The 18,141-nt window shown below is 44.0% G+C and carries 16 protein-coding genes and 1 other RNA gene; 4 read left to right on the top strand and 13 right to left on the bottom strand.

Annotated elements, in window-relative coordinates; genetic code table 11:
• Nucleotides 1-19: 19 nt before the first annotated feature.
• From ACFX4H_RS18050 to ACFX4H_RS18020, 7 genes are all read right to left on the bottom strand, one after another.
• The gene (locus ACFX4H_RS18050; protein WP_377435968.1) at nt 20-1,546 is read right to left on the bottom strand and encodes a tripartite tricarboxylate transporter permease; all 1,527 of its coding nucleotides are present in this window, start codon (nt 1,544-1,546) and stop codon (nt 20-22) included.
• An 18-nt stretch (nt 1,547-1,564) separates the two neighbouring features.
• Nucleotides 1,565-2,020: a tripartite tricarboxylate transporter TctB family protein gene (locus tag ACFX4H_RS18045; RefSeq protein WP_377435967.1), complete on the bottom strand. Its 456-nt coding sequence runs from the start codon at nt 2,018-2,020 to the stop codon at nt 1,565-1,567.
• 57 nt (nt 2,021-2,077) lie between these two features.
• Entirely contained in the window at nt 2,078-3,100 is a 1,023-nt protein-coding gene (locus ACFX4H_RS18040; RefSeq protein WP_034310025.1) for a tripartite tricarboxylate transporter substrate binding protein, read from the bottom strand.
• Nucleotides 3,101-3,421: 321 nt separating this feature from the next.
• Complete coding sequence (locus ACFX4H_RS18035; protein WP_328137761.1) at nt 3,422-4,348, bottom strand: AEC family transporter; 927 nt, start codon at nt 4,346-4,348, stop codon at nt 3,422-3,424.
• Between the two features lie 153 nt (nt 4,349-4,501).
• A complete protein-coding gene (locus ACFX4H_RS18030; RefSeq protein WP_249598397.1) occupies nt 4,502-5,374 on the bottom strand; it encodes a LysR family transcriptional regulator in 873 nt (290 codons plus the stop codon).
• A 145-nt stretch (nt 5,375-5,519) separates the two neighbouring features.
• Nucleotides 5,520-6,317: a formate dehydrogenase accessory sulfurtransferase FdhD gene (fdhD, locus tag ACFX4H_RS18025; protein WP_377435966.1), complete on the bottom strand. Its 798-nt coding sequence runs from the start codon at nt 6,315-6,317 to the stop codon at nt 5,520-5,522.
• Between the two features lie 54 nt (nt 6,318-6,371).
• Nucleotides 6,372-6,734: a Na-translocating system protein MpsC family protein gene (locus tag ACFX4H_RS18020; protein WP_377435965.1), complete on the bottom strand. Its 363-nt coding sequence runs from the start codon at nt 6,732-6,734 to the stop codon at nt 6,372-6,374.
• Nucleotides 6,735-7,068: 334 nt separating this feature from the next.
• Here ACFX4H_RS18020 and fdhF point away from each other — a divergent pair, with 334 nt between their 5' ends.
• Nucleotides 7,069-10,008 carry a formate dehydrogenase subunit alpha gene (gene fdhF / locus ACFX4H_RS18015; protein WP_377435964.1) on the top strand — a complete coding sequence of 980 codons (2,940 nt, stop codon included), beginning with the start codon at nt 7,069-7,071 and terminating at the stop codon, nt 10,006-10,008.
• An 18-nt stretch (nt 10,009-10,026) separates the two neighbouring features.
• Nucleotides 10,027-10,503, top strand: coding sequence for a helical membrane plugin domain-containing protein (locus ACFX4H_RS18010; RefSeq protein WP_034310010.1), 477 nt, complete (start codon nt 10,027-10,029; stop codon nt 10,501-10,503).
• Nucleotides 10,504-10,719: 216 nt separating this feature from the next.
• Here ACFX4H_RS18010 and ACFX4H_RS18005 read toward each other — a convergent pair whose 3' ends face one another.
• From ACFX4H_RS18005 to secG, 6 genes are all read right to left on the bottom strand, one after another.
• Nucleotides 10,720-11,694, bottom strand: a complete 975-nt coding sequence (locus ACFX4H_RS18005) for a nuclease-related domain-containing protein (protein WP_377435963.1) — start codon at nt 11,692-11,694, stop codon at nt 10,720-10,722.
• Nucleotides 11,695-11,892: 198 nt separating this feature from the next.
• Nucleotides 11,893-12,254: a transfer-messenger RNA gene (gene ssrA / locus ACFX4H_RS18000) on the bottom strand.
• 123 nt (nt 12,255-12,377) lie between these two features.
• The gene (gene smpB, locus ACFX4H_RS17995) at nt 12,378-12,845 is read right to left on the bottom strand and encodes an SsrA-binding protein SmpB (RefSeq protein ID WP_034310006.1); all 468 of its coding nucleotides are present in this window, start codon (nt 12,843-12,845) and stop codon (nt 12,378-12,380) included.
• 67 nt (nt 12,846-12,912) lie between these two features.
• Nucleotides 12,913-15,270 (bottom strand): ribonuclease R, encoded by a 2,358-nt coding sequence (gene rnr / locus ACFX4H_RS17990; protein ID WP_241636556.1) that lies wholly within the window; start codon nt 15,268-15,270, stop codon nt 12,913-12,915.
• Between the two features lie 30 nt (nt 15,271-15,300).
• Nucleotides 15,301-16,047 (bottom strand): alpha/beta hydrolase, encoded by a 747-nt coding sequence (locus ACFX4H_RS17985; RefSeq protein WP_034310002.1) that lies wholly within the window; start codon nt 16,045-16,047, stop codon nt 15,301-15,303.
• Between the two features lie 141 nt (nt 16,048-16,188).
• The gene (secG, locus tag ACFX4H_RS17980; protein ID WP_034309999.1) at nt 16,189-16,422 is read right to left on the bottom strand and encodes a preprotein translocase subunit SecG; all 234 of its coding nucleotides are present in this window, start codon (nt 16,420-16,422) and stop codon (nt 16,189-16,191) included.
• Nucleotides 16,423-16,598: 176 nt separating this feature from the next.
• On the opposite strand from secG, the gene ACFX4H_RS17975 reads away from it, so the two are divergent.
• The gene (locus tag ACFX4H_RS17975) at nt 16,599-17,141 is read left to right on the top strand and encodes a hypothetical protein (protein ID WP_364278222.1); all 543 of its coding nucleotides are present in this window, start codon (nt 16,599-16,601) and stop codon (nt 17,139-17,141) included.
• Between the two features lie 54 nt (nt 17,142-17,195).
• Nucleotides 17,196-18,026, top strand: a complete 831-nt coding sequence (locus ACFX4H_RS17970; RefSeq protein WP_063589722.1) for a M15 family metallopeptidase — start codon at nt 17,196-17,198, stop codon at nt 18,024-18,026.
• The last annotated feature ends 115 nt before the right edge of the window (nt 18,027-18,141 follow it).

Raw genomic sequence — 18,141 nt, 5'->3', positions numbered from 1 at the left:
AACATTCAGAAAATATCGATTAACCTTCAATATTGATGACAACATCCTTCCCTCTCTTCTTAAGTAAAACCGGAATGAGCAGCCATAATGCTGTTACGATCAGGAAGGTCAGCGAAAGCGGCCGAGTGAAAAACATACTGTAATCACCATCGGATATCGTCAGTGCCCTGCGCATATTGTTTTCTATCATCGGCCCCAAAACCAGGCCTAATACCAACGGGGCGATTGGATAATCATTTTTACTTAAGAAGTATCCCAAGACCCCGCACCCTAGTAATAGCAATAAATCATAAGTCGATACTTGTACCGCATAAACACCAAAAATGGAAATCGCGATAATGATCGGAATCAAATATTTCTTTGGCGTTTCAATGATTTTCGCAAAAACCTTAACGAGCGGGAGATTAAGGATGAGGAGCATCAGATTCCCGATGAACATACTGGCGATAAGTCCCCAAGCCACCTGGGGATGGTCCTCGAATAATAATGGACCTGGCTGAACATTGTACATCATGAGCGCACCCATTAAAATCGCCGTTGTACCGGAACCCGGAATTCCCAGCGTCAATAATGGTATCATCGCTCCGCCGGAAGCCGCGTTATTGGCAGTTTCAGGACCAGCCACACCAGCGATTGTCCCTGTGCCGAATCTCCCAGGTTTTTTTGAAATCCGTTTTTCCATAAGGTATGAGAAGAAGGAAGCTAGAGTGGCCCCTGCACCCGGCAGGATTCCTACAAAGAAACCTAAGATCGACCCCCTCGCAATCGGCCCCGCAGATTCCTTGAATTCTTCTTTGGAAGGAAGCAAATTATTGATCTTTGCGATTTCCCCATCATCCTCGTCCTTTTCCAAGATTGTCTTGAATACTTCCCCAAGGGCGAATAGACCAACAGCGATCGTCAGGAATTCGACCCCTTGATACAGCCAAGGAATGTCGAATGTAAAACGGGAGATCCCGGAAACATTATCAATGCCTATCGTCCCGATCAACAAACCGCAAACCGTCATGATCAGTGCCTTGGTTACGGATTTTCCCGCAAGGCCGCTGACTGCCGCCAACCCTAGAAGCATGAGTGAAAAATACTCCGCCGGACCGAATTTAATGGCAATCGTCGATAATGGCTGAGCCAAGGCAATCATGGCGATAAGGGTGACGATCCCTCCGACGAAGGAACCGATCGCCGAAATGGATAAAGCACTCCCGGCTCTTCCCTTCTTGGCCATTTGGTAGCCATCCAATGTGGTGATAACAGAAGAAGATTCGCCAGGTGTATTCAATAGGATTGAAGTTGTCGATCCCCCATACATCGCTCCATAATAAACACCTGCAAGTAAAATGATGGCGCTTGTTGCCGCTTGCTCTGGAGGAAGTCCACCTGTAATCGAAGCGGTTACCGGAATTAAAAGAGCCACACCGCTCATCGGCCCGATCCCCGGCAAAACGCCGACCGCCGTACCGATCAATACTCCGACAAATGCAAATAGTATGTTATACCAAGTTAGTGCCGTTTCAAAACCATGCATTAAATAATCAAAAGTGCCCACTTCACATCCCCCTTCCTGTTATGAAAACCAGATTGGCCAACCCGGCAGTGTTCCCTTTAACACATTCACGAATAAATAATAGATGATTCCGGAAAAACCTGCGGAAATGATGAGCGATGTCACCAACTTATTCCGTTCCATCGTTTGAAAGCAAACAAACAAAAACAGAAAGGTCGTAATGACATATCCTATCGTTTCCAACGTCAAAATATAAATCAAGGTGGAGAGCAGAATGATGATGAAAGGTTTATATTGCAGCTTTTCCTTACGCGATTCCTGCCCCTTGCCCCGAAATGCCTCATAGAACAGGCGAATACTTAAAAGAGAAAGGACGAGCCCCAATACAAAAGGGAAAATGTCCGGTCCTACCGAACTTCCATAAGAAGAACTGGCCAGTTTCCTGCTTCCTATCATAAACAGCACTCCGACAGCCAGAAAGGCTGCAGAAGCAAAGCGATCAAATTTAACATCCATCACAATCCCCCCATTTCAGAAAATAAGAAGAAGGTGAAAGCACCCCCTTCTTCCCGATTATTTTTCCATGCCTAAAGCTTTCAATAATTGCTGCACCTGTTTCTCCTGTTCTACTAAAAACTTGCTGAATTCTTCACTATTTTTATATTCTTGTTCCCATCCCTGCACTTCCACTTCCTTTTTCCATTCAGAAGTTTCAACTAGCTTCTCAATGGTTCCGTCCCAAAAGGTTTTCGCTTCACCAGACATATTCTGAGGTCCAAAAACGCCTCTCCAAATCGTGAATTCAGCATCGACCCCTTGTTCCTTTGCCGTCGGTATGTCTTTAAGATCCCCACCTAAACGTTCATTCGAGGTTACAGCCAACACTCTAATCTTTCCTGCTTTTAAAAATTCCCTGACACTGGATGCATCCGTTCCGATCACATCCGCATTTCCGCCAAGCAATGCCGTAATCGCTTCCCCGCCACCGTCGTAAGAAACGTATTTAAGTTCGGTTGGATTCAAGCCATATTCATAGGCTGGAAGAATGGAAATCAAATGATCCATGGATCCCGGTGCAGATCCCCCTGCAAAGGTCAGCTTACGTGGATCTTTCTTCACCGCTTCCAGCACGGATTTCAAATCCTTGAATTCAGAATCCGCCTTTACCACTATCGCCCCATAATCCTTTGTCAGCTGCGCCAAAGGTGTCGTATTTTTATATCCATATGGACTGTTGCCTTCTTTTTTAAGGTTATTGATGATGACAGGCGGTGAATTAACGAACAGCATGTCATTATTATCCGCTTGCTGTGTTGCATAGTCCGCCATGAAGACAGCGCCCCCGCCGCCGGGTTTGTTTTCGACGGTCAATGGCTGGTTCACCAGTTTCGTCTCACCCAAGACCTTTGTAAATGAACGAGCCGTTAAATCCCATCCCCCGCCTGCACCCGAAGGAGCAACGACCGTTATCGCTTTTTTCGGATAGCCTGTATCTTCTTTCTTTTCTCCTGATGTCCCCGAACTGCTGCATGCACCTAAACTTAAAGCTAACGAACCTGCCAATAGTACCGCTGAAATCTTTTTACGAGAAAACATAGTAATCCCCCTTTTGAAAGCGTTTTCTTAATTCTACAAAAATATCTTCGCTTTCAATGATTGCCCAACTAAAATGCATAAATTCCAAAACCTTCATATTGTTCATAAAGTTTTATCGCGGGAAAAGGGGAAAAGACTGCTCCTTCAGAGCAGTCCCAGTTTGCAGGCAAAAGGGGTTCTATCTAAATGAAACAAAGTGATTGAGACTCCTACGGGAAAAGCGTGTCCAAGGGAGACCCCGCAGGCGTAAAGAACGCCGCGGAAAGCGCGGTTCGATTTTACAAATACTTTAAACTGCAGACAAACTTTTGAGCAGCCCTGCTAGAATAGTATTTTTGATAGATACACGACCATCGTTACCGTTATGCTGCTGAATAAAGTCGACATCAAAACAGCCTGTGCCGCATACTCCGGATGGTTGTCATATTCCAAAGCGAATAATGCACTGTTTCTGGATGTGGGAAATGAGCTTGCGATAAACAACCCTTGGGCGACAGTCCCTTCCAAGCCCAGCATGAGAATGATCAGGAAGGCGATGGATGGTGAGAGTATTAAACGCCCCGCCAAGCTAAGGATAAGCGGAAGCGGGAAATGCGTTATTTTCAAATAGGCACTCTGTGCCCCTAATGTAATCAATGCAATGGCTATGAAGGCACTCGCGATATTATCAATCGGTGTCCATAGGAACAGAGGGATTTCGAAAGAAGCTGAATGTAATATTAAACCAAGCAATAATGCATAAATGACGGGGTTCTTCAAGAACTCGCGTATCGCACCCTTTGCACTTTTTGTATGGACGGAAACGGAATTCATCAATCCATAGGTATAGGTCAACAAGTTTTGAAAAATGATCACGATGACTTGGATCGACAGGCCAAGGGGATTCCCATTAAAAACCATCTGACTGACAGGTAACCCGAAATTGGCCGAGTTATTCAGGACTACACTATTTTTAAACGTGGCCGAAAGACTTTGATCAAACCTGGCTAGTTTCGCTACCACTGTACTCACGATGATGAGGCTTACTGCTTGAAGAGCAAGGAAGCTGAATATCTGGACGATCATCCCCCCGCCCAATTTGCTTTGATAGATATTGACAAAGCTAATGGCGGGCATGAGCAGGAAGTGATTCAATTTAGACAGCGTATTCATATCCAACTTGAATTTACGATGCAGAATGGCCCCCGCCCCTATAAGGAAAAAAACCGGTACAATCACATTCAATACGATCAGAAACAGGACACTCACTTGACTTCCTCTCCATTCCTTAGGCAAATTCCTGATGATTTACATCTCCCATCTATCATAATGCCGGGATAGCCATAATTAAAATACCAATAAATTATCGTTGGCCATTCAAAAAAGGAATGATAAAAAAGCACAGAGGTTTCTGCGCTTCAGTCAAATATCCCTCATGAAATCGACGCCTTTGACAAATTCGACAAACTCTTTGACCAGTTTTAATTCCAGCGACTTTTCATGATATAACATCCATGTATTCCTGATAAGGGGATTACCTTGCTTGTCCTTAAGGTCCATTTGACGGAGGTTTTGGTCATTCTCCAATAAAACACTGGGGAGGATGCCATATCCCAGGCCATTCTTGACCATTTCCTTGCATGTATCCCCTTTGTCCACTTCCATCCCCACCAAAGGAGGTCCGGAAAAATTGTCTCTCCACCAATTATCGATCATTGTTTTCAAAAGGGCATCTGTCCCATAATCGATCCTCGGCAGGAAAGGCAGGTTCCGGACTTCGATTTCTTCCTTGGAAGCAATGCAAATCGTTTCCTCAAAAAGGTGATGCCTTGATCCTGACCATTGGTAGTCCCCCCGAACAATCCCGACATGCACTTCTTCCTTATAAATGAGGTTCAGCACTTCTTTACTCCATCCGGTTGTCACATGGAAATCCACTTTAGGAAATCGCTCACGAAATATTCTCAGCAGGCCTGGCAGCTTATGCAGCGTAATATAGTTGGAAACACCCAGCCGTAATGTTCCACTGATCTCCTGACCCATATTGAATGCTGTCTCTTTTATCTGCCGGAGCCTGATCAGCATCTCATCCGCACAGATGGCCAAATATTCACCTTGAGGGGTGAACTGCACCCCCCTAGTTCCCCGCTCCACAATCTTTAGATTGAATTCCTTCTCTATTTGTTGAATCCGTTTCGTTAAAGAAGGTTGCGAGATATATAAACTTTGCGCCGTTTTAGTAATATTCCTGTGTTCATGCAACACCTTTAAAATATGCCAATCCCTTTCGTTCATAACCCTTCCCCCATACGAATTCCCTTGAATGTTTTATAAAAACTGTACCATAAAAGGCCTGTTGGATATATCCTTTTACAAATACAAAAAAGCCCAGGCCAAACCGGCAGGACTTTCCGATGAGCATCCTTCCAGCGAAGGATGCTCAGTCATTCAATAGAATCCTTTCAGGACATGTGTAGATATTCAGCGAATCATTGCGAATGAACCCGACCGTCGTGATTCCCAATCCTTCAGCCAACTCCAAAGCCAATTCAGTTGGAGCGGACTTAGAGAGTATCAGTTCACAGCCGATTTTCGCCACTTTCAAAAGAATTTCCGATGAAATTCGGCCGCTGAAAACGATAGACTTCCCTTCCATCGAAATGCCATTTTTCAAGCAATGGCCGTATATTTTGTCCAAGGCGTTATGCCGTCCGATGTCCATCCTGCTTAATACGAGCCCATTGGCATCACATAAAGCAGCATTGTGGACTCCGCCCGTATTCTGGAAAGTGACAGCAGAATTTTGTAAATCCTTCATCAAGCGGAAGCAGTCATCAGGAGTCAGTTTCACCGAAACATCATCCATTTTCTTGGCAGTCAATGCATCATTAACAAAGACGAAACCTTGTCTGCTCATTCCGCAGCATGATGTAATATACCGCTTATTTTGAAAGTCCTGGAAGTAGGGATTCACTTTATCCGTCTTCACATGAACAAAGCCTTCTTTTTCCTGAACCCAGATTTCTTTTATCTCATCATATTTTTTGATGATTCCTTCCGAAGCCAAATAACCAATCACCATATCCTCGATGTATTCAGGTGTACAAACCATCGTGACGAATTCCTGGCCATTTATTTTGACAGTAACGGGATGCTCCGTTACGATCGCATCTTCCGTCCGCTCGATGCTACCTTTGGTTATCCGGATGATGTCCCTCTTGATTTCAATCGCTTTCATGTTCCCACTCCTTTTACTATCCAGGAGCCAATTGACCAAATGTAAGGAACATGGTCAATGCCCGTTTAGTTTGTCCGCTATATTCTTATTAAATACGAATACGGAAATCGCTATGTTCTCTTTGATTTTGATGTCTGAAAACAAATGGAGCAGTTTAGCTCCAACCAGATCTTCCATTCCATCAGGAGGACTCTCCGAATACACATCCTGAACCATTTTGGTTCGTGCAGAATGGACCATATCCCTTCCTTCCTCCGATCTTGATATGAACATTTCCGTAGGAGTCAAATTTCCATATAACGTAGAAACGGCCATATTTTCGACGAAAACCGTGTGTATGCGTTCTGGTCCTTTACCGAATAGTTCCTTGCGCAGCTTACGAATCATATCATTGAATTCATGGATAACTTTTGACACCGTTGCGTCACTCCATTTCAAGAAAAATTAAGTTCTCAATTTTCTTATCATAAATCAACGCGAAGAAAAACGAAAGGAATTTGGGAATGATACCCTCTTTCCAGGATTGTTTCTTTCCATGATAAAAGGTATAATATCAATGATGAAAGTTGGGAGCATAATAGTGTACTGTTGTGTCCTATCTTTTTTAAAATTATCCATTATGGTATGGATTGGTATATTGGCAAGCTTTGCTATTAAACTATTCCACCATGACCTACATTTCCGTTCAGGGACGGAGGTGTAATCATGGTGGTTTTTTTGCGTCTTTTTGGCTATAAAAGGGGGAAATATAATGAGCGATTCAAACATCACCATCACAATCAACGGGAAGGCTTATACCGCTAATGAAGGTGCGACAATACTGGAGGTCATCAACCAAAATGAGATGGCCCATCCACAGATTTGTTATGTTCCTGAAGTGGATCCGATCCAAACATGCGACACATGCATCGTCGAAGTTAATGGGAAACTCGTCCGGTCATGTTCGACAAAAGCAGTGAGCGGCATGGATATAGCCTTGGACTCAAGCAAGGCAAAAGAAGCCCAAACCGAGGCCATGGACCGGATACTGGAAAACCATTCTTTATACTGTACTGTATGTGATAATAATAACGGAAATTGCAAACTACATAACACAGCAGAATTAATGGAAATTGAACACCAAAAATATCCTTATACACCGAAAGTGGAATTGGGTGCCGTCGATATGTCCCATCCATTTTACCGCTATGATGCCAATCAATGCATCGCATGCGGGCAATGTGTTGAAGTGTGCCAAAACCTTCAGGTCAACGAGACGCTGTCCATCGACTGGGAAGCAGAACGCCCACGGGTAATATGGGATGAAGGAACGGAAATCAATAACTCATCTTGTGTAGGCTGCGGGCAGTGTGTAACGATTTGTCCATGTAATGCATTAATGGAAAAATCGATGCTTGGCGAAGCTGGTTTCATGTCAGGCTTGAAAAACGATATGCTGGAACCGATGATCGACCTTGTCAAAGAAGTGGAACCTGGATACAGCGGGATTTTTGCCATTTCGGAGATTGAAGCGGCAATGCGAGAGACACGGACGAAGAAAACAAAAACGGTCTGTACGTTCTGTGGGGTAGGATGCACATTCGAAGTCTGGACAAAAGGCCGTAAAATCCTTAAAGTCCAACCTACTCATGAAGCACCCGTCAATGCGATATCCACATGTGTCAAAGGGAAATTCGGTTGGGACTTCGTGAACTCGGAAGAACGTTTGACAAAGCCCCTGATTCGGAAAAACGGAAGATTCGTTGAATCAAGCTGGGATGAAGCACTTGATTTGGTTGCGTCCAGACTGGGTTCGATCAAACAGCAATACGGCGGAAATTCAGTAGGCTTCATTTCCTCATCCAAGATCACGAACGAAGAAAACTATGTCATACAAAAACTGGCACGGCAAATGTTCGAAACGAATAACGTCGACAACTGCTCGCGTTACTGTCAATCCCCGGCAACAGACGGACTGTTCCGTACAGTCGGCACGGGCGCAGATGCTGGTACGATCAAGGATATCGCCGCAGCAGGACTTGTCATCATCGTTGGGTCTAACCCGGCAGAAGGACATCCCGTACTGGCGACGCGCGTTAAACGGGCACATAAGCTTCACGGACAAAAGCTGATTGTAGCTGACATCCGTAAAAACGAAATGGCCGAACGTTCCGACATCCATATCAGCCCAAAACAAGGAACGGATCAAGTCTGGTTGATGGCGGTTACAAAATATATGATCGATCAAGGCTGGCATGATCAAGAATTCATCAATGAAAATGTTAACTTCTTCGACGATTATAAAGAAGTACTTGAGAAATATACCCTGGAATATGCAGAAACACATACAGGTATTTCTAAAGAAACATTGATCCAAATAGCTGAGGCCATTCGCGATGCAGACGGTACATGCATTCTTTGGGGTATGGGCGTAACACAAAACACCGGTGCCTCCGATACTTCGGCGGCAATTTCCAACCTGCTATTGGCTACGGGTAACTACCGTCGTCCAGGAGCAGGAGCCTATCCGCTTCGCGGCCACAACAATGTACAGGGCGCTTGCGATATGGGTACCCTTCCAACATGGCTTCCGGGATATCAGCATGTTACCGATGACGTGGCACGTGCTAAATTCGAAAAAGCTTATGGAGTGAAAATCGCTGGCCAACCAGGCTTGAACAATATTGAAATGCTTAAAGCGATAGAAAAAGGCGACATGAAGGCGATGTATCTTGTAGGTGAAGATATGGCACTAGTTGACGCGGATGCCAACCATGTTGATAAAGTGTTATCAGGATTGGACTTCTTTGTTGTCCAGGATATTTTCCTTTCAAGGACAGCCCAATATGCCGACGTGGTATTGCCCGGAGCTCCATCTCTTGAAAAAGACGGAACGTTCACCAATACGGAGCGCCGTGTACAGCGATTATATAAAGCCCTTCCCACTATGGGAGATTCTAAGGCGGACTGGGAAATCACCCAAGAAATCGCCAACCGCTTAGGTGCGAATTGGAATTACGCTCACCCTAGTGAAATCTATGACGAAATGGCAAGCCTGTCACCGATATTCAGCCAAGCGAATTACGAAGTGCTGGAAGGATGGAACAGCTTCCTCTGGGGGAGCCATGATGGATCAAGCACGCCCCTTCTTTATGTAGATGGCTTCAACTTCCCTGATAAAAAAGCGCGCTTTGCACTGGCTGACTGGGTGGAACCTCATAAATTCCCGGAAGAATATGACCTTCATATCAATAATGGACGCATGCTGGAGCATTTCCATGAAGGCAATATGACGAACAAGTCCAATGGAATCCAATCGAAAGTACCTGATATTTTCGTCGAGGTTTCACCAGAACTTGCCAAAGAACGTAAAGTCAGTGATGGCGGACTCGTTCGCTTGGTCTCTCCATTCGGGGCCGTTAAGTTAAAAGCATTGATCACAGACCGTGTTAAAAATAATGAGCTATTTTTACCGATGAACTCCGTCGATAAAGACTCTGCCATTAACTTCCTGACCGGTCCCATCTATGATCGGCGCACAAGCACGCCTGCTTACAAACAGACGATGGTCCGCATGGAAGTATTAAGCGCAAGCGGAGACGTTCCATTACCAGGTACCAATCCACGGAACAAAAAGCGTCATCCTCAAAATGGTGTCGAGGTCGAACGTAAGTGGGCCCGTCCAGGGTATGTTCACTTAACGGATAAATAAACAAGGAGGGTGAAGATCATGGCAGCTCCTATAACGGAAATCCATAATCCCATTACTGAGGAAGAAATAAAGCTACAAAAACTGGAGGAACTGAAAACGCTGATCACCGATAATGAAGATGCCTTGAACAATATGTTTAAAATCGTCAATGAACTGAATGACTCGGGAGTATTCGAAGCCGCGACCTCCATGCTTCAAGGAAAAGAACAAATTGCGAAAATCGCACTTCAACAAATCACAAGGCAACCTGTAACAAACCTGATCAATACCCTTATGGGGGCAACAGGAGCCTTGATGAACGCCGATGCCGCACAATCCACGAAACTGCTGAACAGTGCACTTGCAGGAATCGATGAAGGAAACAAATTCCTTCAGGCCGATAAGAAGATCGGCGTTCTGGAATTAATGAAAACATTGAATGATCCAGACATAAACAGGGCGATCGGCTTTGGCGTCCACTTCCTCAAGGGAATGGGCAAGGAGTTAAAAGAATAGACTCGGAACAAAGACTCAAGAGAAGCTTCTTTTGAGTCTTTTTCTATCATAGGGCTTAGTTGCTGCAAAACTGCTGAAAGTGCAGCGTTGGATAAGATTAGCATTGGAGTGGATGTGTAATGAATCAAGAAGAATAAATTTAGGGCAAAAGAATTACATCTAGTCTCAGTAAAAATTTCCAAAATGTTGATGTGAATATAAAGAAATGAGTTAAAGTCATTCATCAAAATTCAGTCTGTACACCCTTCCCTTATTCACACCGCTGCTTGTCAGATTCAATGATTGCAAAATCCGTGTTGCACTGGAAGAAGAGGAAATGCTTAAAAAATCCCTCAACTGCCGATTCGTTATGGTCGAGCCTAATAGATAAAAATAATCTCGTAAAGCCGGGATATGTGCTTTTTTACTGGAGAGTTGGCATTGATTGCAAAGCCATGTGCCATGCCTTCTAAATAATTTATTGCCATTACAATTCTCACAAATCACTCCTTTAATTAGGTCCTTTTCGGTAATATTGTATCGTTCCAGGATGGAAAAGTCCGCATCGATGTGGTGTTTATTCATTACGCGAATTGCTTTCTTCAAATCTTTCTCACTAAAACTGGATTCTGTTATGGAATGCTCCATTTGATTAATTTTAGCGGGAAGTGCATCGCGATGGATAACTTTATAGTGGAGTTCATGGTTTTCAAGAGCTGTACGGATGATGGTTTGGGGATTACTGATGACAATCAATGAAAGGATGGGCAGTGAGGGAAAACCGTTTTTCAAGAACCAATTGGTCAATTGTGATTCCTGGCGGCTGACTTGTATGATGGGATCTGGAAAGGCCGTTTCTTTTCCTTCTATCGTTCGAATGAGCTGATTGAAATGCGGATCAAAATAGATCGACCCTGCCATGTTCTTCACTTCAATGATAAGCGCATATTTCTTGGAGATTAATAAGGTATCCAGTTGAAAAAATCGGGATTGATCCTGAAGCCTTAAATCGTGGAAGATGAAATAGCTTTTCGGTTCAAGAAAGCTTAATGGAAAATCAATGGAACATTCCCCTTTATAGCCCGCTTCCCTTTTTTTGAGATCGTTCATGATTAAGGGAACTTTAGGGTGATTCGGAGGAAGCCTGCACGCTAATGCACGTAATTTGCGGACGGCAAGAGGAACTTTTCGTTTTTTCACAATCAATTTCATCGCTCCAATCCTATTTTCAAAAGGATTCTACAGCAAATGATGGAAATTGTACAGTTTATCTGCGAAATCGGGAATATATCTTCGAAATTGGAGATATATCAACGAAAACTCCTGATATATCTGCGAATTATTCGATTTATCGATTTTTCGACAAAAACGACGAAAAAAAACCAAATAAAAAACCACCAATATATGTATTGGTGGAGACGGTGGGAGTCGAACCCACGTCCAGACATAACGGCACTTAAGCTTCTACGAGTGTAGTCGATATATTCGCATTTCGCGAACTCATTAGCCTATCGACAGGCGGCAGAGCAGCTAGTCTGATTGGTCTCTTCCTTCATCCTCAGACGGTGGATTCCGGCGTATCCCACTTAGAGTGAGTCCCTTACCCTACCACGTGGGCCATGGAGGGAGGAACAGCTATCGACTGTTATTAAGCAGCGAAAGCTAGGTTGTTGTTTTGTTTGCCAGTTATAGGCGTTGACGTTTTAACGAGGCCGATCCCCTCGACTCGCAACTTAAGCTCGAACTATCCCTGTCGAATCCGTAACGTCCCCATGATAGAAATGGAGCGTACGAGAGAAGAATAGTCAGCAAGTTGGCTGATATTCAATTGTCATCGGTACAGGATTAATTATAACAGATTGGTTCAAAAAATCAATTGTAAGGTCTTGGCATTTTTACATCTTCTGACGATCACGGAAAGCACGTTCAATATCACGCTTCGCTTCCTTCTTCTTCAGGTCATCACGCTTGTCATATTGTTTCTTCCCTTTTCCAAGTCCGATTAAAACTTTGGCAAAGCCATTCTTTAAATACATTTTCAACGGGACGATGGTGTAACCTGTTACCTTTGTTTCCCCGATCAGTTTACTGATTTCTTTCTTATGCAAAAGAAGCTTCCGTGTCCGTAACGGATCATGGTTAAACTGGTTTCCCTGCTCATAAGGGCTGACATGCATATTATGAAGATAAACTTCACCATTTTCTATTTTAGCAAAGGCATCCTTCAAATTTACCCGGGCCGCACGGATTGCTTTGATTTCGGTCCCTTTTAAAACGATTCCCGCTTCAAACGTTTGTTCAATAAAGAAATCATGATACGCTTTTTTATTTTGTGCTAGTTGTTTACCTGAGCCTTTTGGCATCTAACTCTCCCCTTTTTACATCCAATCGCGGCAAGAGGATGAAAGAATCATCCCCCCGCCTGAATCTTTATCTCTTTTTTGGTTTTCTCTTGCGCTTGGCAGCTGGCGCATTTTCAAAGAATTTTTTCTTCTTTTTCGGTTTTCTTCCAGTAGAAGGCGAATCTCCATTACGGCCGCCGCCTTTTCCTTCATTACGTCCTCCATTGCCGCCTCGGCCGCGTTTGCGTTCACCTGAATTGGCTTTGAATATTTTCTTCTCGCCGGATGGACGCGGACGGCTTACCTTCATGCCGATAATTTCAAAATCGATGGCGCGTTCCTCTTTATTGACGTTGGAAACCCGTACGTCGATCTCATCGCCAATCCGGAACACATTACCGGTACGTTCCCCGATCATTGCTAGCTGACGCTCATCGAAGCGATAATAATCATCCGTCATGAAGCTGACATGGACAAGTCCTTCAATCGTGTTCGGCAGCTCGACGAACATCCCGAAATTGGTGACTGAACCAATGATCCCGGTATATTCTTCGCCGATTTTATCCAGCATATATTCCGCTTTTTTCAGATCATCCGTTTCCCGCTCGGCATCGACTGAGCGACGTTCGCGTTTCGATGTATGATCGGCAATCTCAGGTAAATTGGCATTCCATTTCTCCTTCGTAGCTTCATCCAGTTTACCTTCCACCAAGTAGGTCCTGATCAGCCTGTGCACGATCAAATCCGGGTAACGGCGAATCGGAGATGTGAAATGTGTATAAAACTCAGCAGATAAACCAAAGTGGCCTAAGCTCTCCGGATCATATTTCGCCTGTTGCATGGAACGAAGCATGACGGTGGATATGACCGTTTCTTCCGGCTTACCGGCAACCGCCTCAATGATTTCCTGTAACGCCTTAGGATGGACGTCATTGGCCGATCCCCTTACAATGTATCCGAAGTTCGTAATGAATTCAAAGAAACGCTGCAGTTTTTCCGGCTTTGGATCTTCATGAATACGGTAAATGAACGGTAGGTCAAGACGGTGGAAATGCTCAGCAACGGTTTCATTAGCTGCAAGCATGAACTCTTCAATCAGCTTTTCCGCAACCGACCTTTCACGTAAAACCACATCAGTCGGATGGCCCTCTTCATCAACGATGACTTTCGCTTCATTGAAATCAAAGTCGATCGCGCCGCGGTTCATCCGGTTTTTACGAAGGATGGCCGCTAACTTCTCCATGTCCTGGAACATTGGCACCAACGCTTCATAGCGTTCAAGCTGTTCTTCATCTTTATCGACAAGGATTTTGTTCACATTGCCATATGTCATACGTTCCGTCGTCTTAATGACACTTTCAAATATATCATGGTTGACGACTTTGCCATCCGGCGTGATTTCCATTTCACATGAGAGTGTAAAACGATCGACTTGTGGGTTCAGGGAACAAATGCCATTCGATAAACGATGCGGGATCATCGGGATGACCCTGTCCACCAAATACACGCTCGTCCCTCTTTCCAGGGCTTCCTTATCGATTGGAGAACCTTCCTTCACGTAATGACTGACATCAGCTATATGAACGCCCAGCTTGTAATTGCCATTCTCGAGCTTGGAAACAGTGACGGCATCATCCAGATCCTTTGCATCCGCTCCATCAATCGTAACCAAAACATCATTACGCAAGTCCCTGCGGTTGCCAATTTCACTTTCTTGAATGGTATCGGAAACGGCATTGGCCTGCTCCATGACGTCATCCGGGAACTCCATCGGCAAACCATACTTATGGATCACGGAAAGAATATCCACACCAGGATCATTTTTATGGCCAAGAATCTCAATGACTTCACCTTCGGCACTTATGCGTCCCTCAGGATAAGAAGTAAGCTTGACGACAACCTTATGTCCCTCTACCGCTCCATGTGAAGCATGCTGTGGAATGAAGATATCGTTTGCGATCTTTTTATCATCAGGGATGACGAAACCAAAACTTTTACTTTCGGAGTATGTACCGACCACTTGTGTAATTCCGCGTTCAAGTATTCTGATGACCGTGCCTTCTTGCCTTGAGCCGGATGTTTCCGAAGATACCCGTACCATGACGACATCTCCATGCATCGCTGTGCCCGTTTCATTTGGCGGAATGAAAATATCATCCATTCCCGGGTTGTCTTCAGGTGTGACAAAGGCAAACCCCTTTGCGTGCCCCGTTAATTTACCGCGGAACAAATTCATTTTTTGCGGCAGGCCGTAACGATTGCTCCTCGTTCTGACCACCAATCCCTTTTCTTCCATTTTTACTAAAGCCTTAACGAAATTCTTGAAATCTGCCGAGTCTTCGATTTTCAAAGCCTCTTCCAGTTCTTGTACCGTTAGCGGCTTATACGCTTCATCCGTCATGTATGTCAGAAGCTTATTAATATGTTCTTGAATGTTATCTTCCATGAAAACCCTCCTATTCAGGGTATATTTTTGTTATTCGGACCAATCCAGGCTTTCTAAAAATTCCAATACATCTTCATGCAGCTCGTCTTTTTCTTTATCAAGGGTTATGACATGACCGGATTCTTCATACCACTTGATTTTTTTGACCGGTGATTCTATGGAATCAATAATAATATCGGCACTTTTTGGATTGATAACATCATCATGCCGGCCCTGCACGACAAATGTCGGAGCGTAAATAAGATCGACGTGCTCCCGTACATCCGTTATCAATTCCTGAAGGGCTTTCAATGTATTCATTGGTTTATCGGCAAGGAGGTCCATTTCAAGCTCTATTTGCTCTTGAGTTTTTCCTTCATACTTCTTAAATTCTCTGGCGTACTCCAATACTCCTTTAAACATCATTTCTTCACTTTTGATATACATAGGCGCACACATTGTTACGATACCCTTTATAGGTACAGTGTAACCTAATTTAAGAGAAAATACGCCTCCTAATGAGAGTCCGGCAACAGCAATTTCTTCATGGCCTTTGCTTTTCAGGAAATCATAGCCCATCATGACATCTTTCCACCAATCTTCCGGACCTGTTTTCACCAGCTCCTCTGGGGGAACGCCATGCCCTTCATAGTGGGGGGCATGGCAGGTGTATCCCTGTTTCTCCAAGTAACGGCCCAGCATCCGTACATCCGCTGAATTTCCCGTGAACCCATGTAAAAGTAAGACAGCCCTTTTTCCGCCTTCAAAAGTAAAGGGCTGCTGCAGCTTGATTTTCATGACCTTAAACTCCTTTATCAGTAAATAGAATTTTAAAAAATCCCTATCCTATAATTAAGTACTAAAATCACTATATCTATTCATGCAACTATTGTGCAAAGAAAAAAGCCTAGCTATTTAGCTAGACTCATTTTTGATCCATTACACATCAAAGTATGCAACAAGTAAAGTTAAAGCAAAGAATAGAATCGCCAATACTATTGTCGCACGATGTAAAACCAGGTCCAAACCGCGTGCCTTTTGCTTTCCGAATAACTGCTCAGCACCGCCGGCAATCGCACCTGATAAACCTGCACTCTTACCTGATTGAAGCAATACCGTCACAATGAGGGCGATACTGACAATCACTAAAAGCGTTATGAGAAATGCATGCATGCAATTACACCTCCTGAAGAACCAATAAACAATTACTTTAACTTTACCACACCCAATAAATATCCACAATCTTTGTTATACTATGATGGTAAGAATTCCTAAAAACCCATAGTCATTTATTTCTTTTTGAATCAAAGTTTGAGATAATTTGCATAAATAGAGAAAGAGGTGTCAACATGTTTAAGTCCATACTACGGATTCTTGATCTCCTGACCATCCTATTCTCGGCGGTTGCCGGCTATTCTTTATGGGCAGGCGGAAGCAATTTCATCAGCGTCCTATTAATCATCCTATCACCGCTTCTATTGCTGCTGGCAAAGTATCACGGAAATCGATACTTATTATTTGCTGCATATATCACGACAACCGTTTATTTTACTGCTATTATTTATAATGGACTTTCCAATAGCGGTATCGACTTTTTCCAATCAAGCTTCCATGTCCTCCTGATCGGGGCAGCCGCCGCCTTGCTGAGCGTCATAGCGGCGGTCATTGGGTTCGGGACCAATACCCTTACGATTCTTTGGTTAGCGCTTCACGCCCTTGTCACATTCGAGACAATCAGGATGTCATCCGGTTTCCTTTCGAGCTTTTGGTCTGATCCCGTCGTGGAAACCGCAATCCGCAACGATTATCCATTTTTACTGATGGTCGTCTGGATTGGCTTATTTCTTGATAAATATCAAAGTGAATTAACAAGGGATTACTTATCACGATAATTTTCAAAACTACTTTTATTGGAAATCTTATATTAAAAGCAAGGGGCCTTTCATATGTTAAAACCTATATTTGCAGCAACCGCTCTATCATCTTTCATTCTGATGGCTGGCTGTTCATCCGACCTGACCAGTGAGCATGAAAAAGAGCAAAAAGAAGAACAACCGAGCTCCCAGGAGACTGAGAAGGAGACTGAGACCGACAAGAATAATGATTCAAAAGAATCGGCCCAGCGCCAGGTGGAGATTGATGAAGCGGCTACACCCGCACAGGCTGGCCTTCAGACGTTGGCCCATCCGGAAAGCATACCTGTACTTGTCAATAAACAATACAGCCTGCCTGAAGATTACAAACCTGCTGACCTTATCTACCCAAATGTGGATTTCATCTTTGAAGATAAAATCGAAAAAAGAATGATGCGCGAAGAAGCGGGAAAGGCTCTTGAATTAATGTTCCAAGCTGCCGAAAAAGACAATATGCACTTTGCCGGCGTTTCCGCTTACCGCTCACACCAAACACAAATCACGGTCTTCAATAACTATGTGGCTAAGGACGGGGAAGAAAAGGCGAAAACCTACAGTGCAATGCCTGGGACAAGCGAGCATGAAACGGGCCTGGCGATCGATGTCACGACCCACGATGGGGCATGCGCTGCCCAAGACTGCTTCGGTGATACGAATGAAGCGGCCTGGCTTGCTGAACATGCACATGAATACGGATTTATCATCCGTTACCCTGAAGGCAAGGAAAACATCACGGGTTATAAATACGAACCATGGCATATCCGCTATGTTGGTGTCGATGCCGCAACTGAAATCTTTGAAGCGAAGATTACATTAGAAGAATACTATAATGCCGTACCAGTGGAAGCTGTATCGGATAAATGAAAAAAGGTGCCCTGATGCGGCACCTTTTTTTATTAATCAAACGTTTGATTAAATCCTTTCAAGCTGGAAGCAGTGACTGGTTTCTGGGTATAAAAAACCTCCTATTCAATGTGGA

Origin of the sequence: Peribacillus sp. YIM B13477, assembly GCF_042787955.1 — a bacterium.
In the GTDB taxonomy this organism is placed as follows: Bacteria; Bacillota; Bacilli; order Bacillales; family DSM-1321; genus Peribacillus; species Peribacillus frigoritolerans.
The sequence above is the reverse complement of the archived record's forward strand: the minus strand, read 5'-3'. Positions and strand labels throughout refer to the sequence as shown.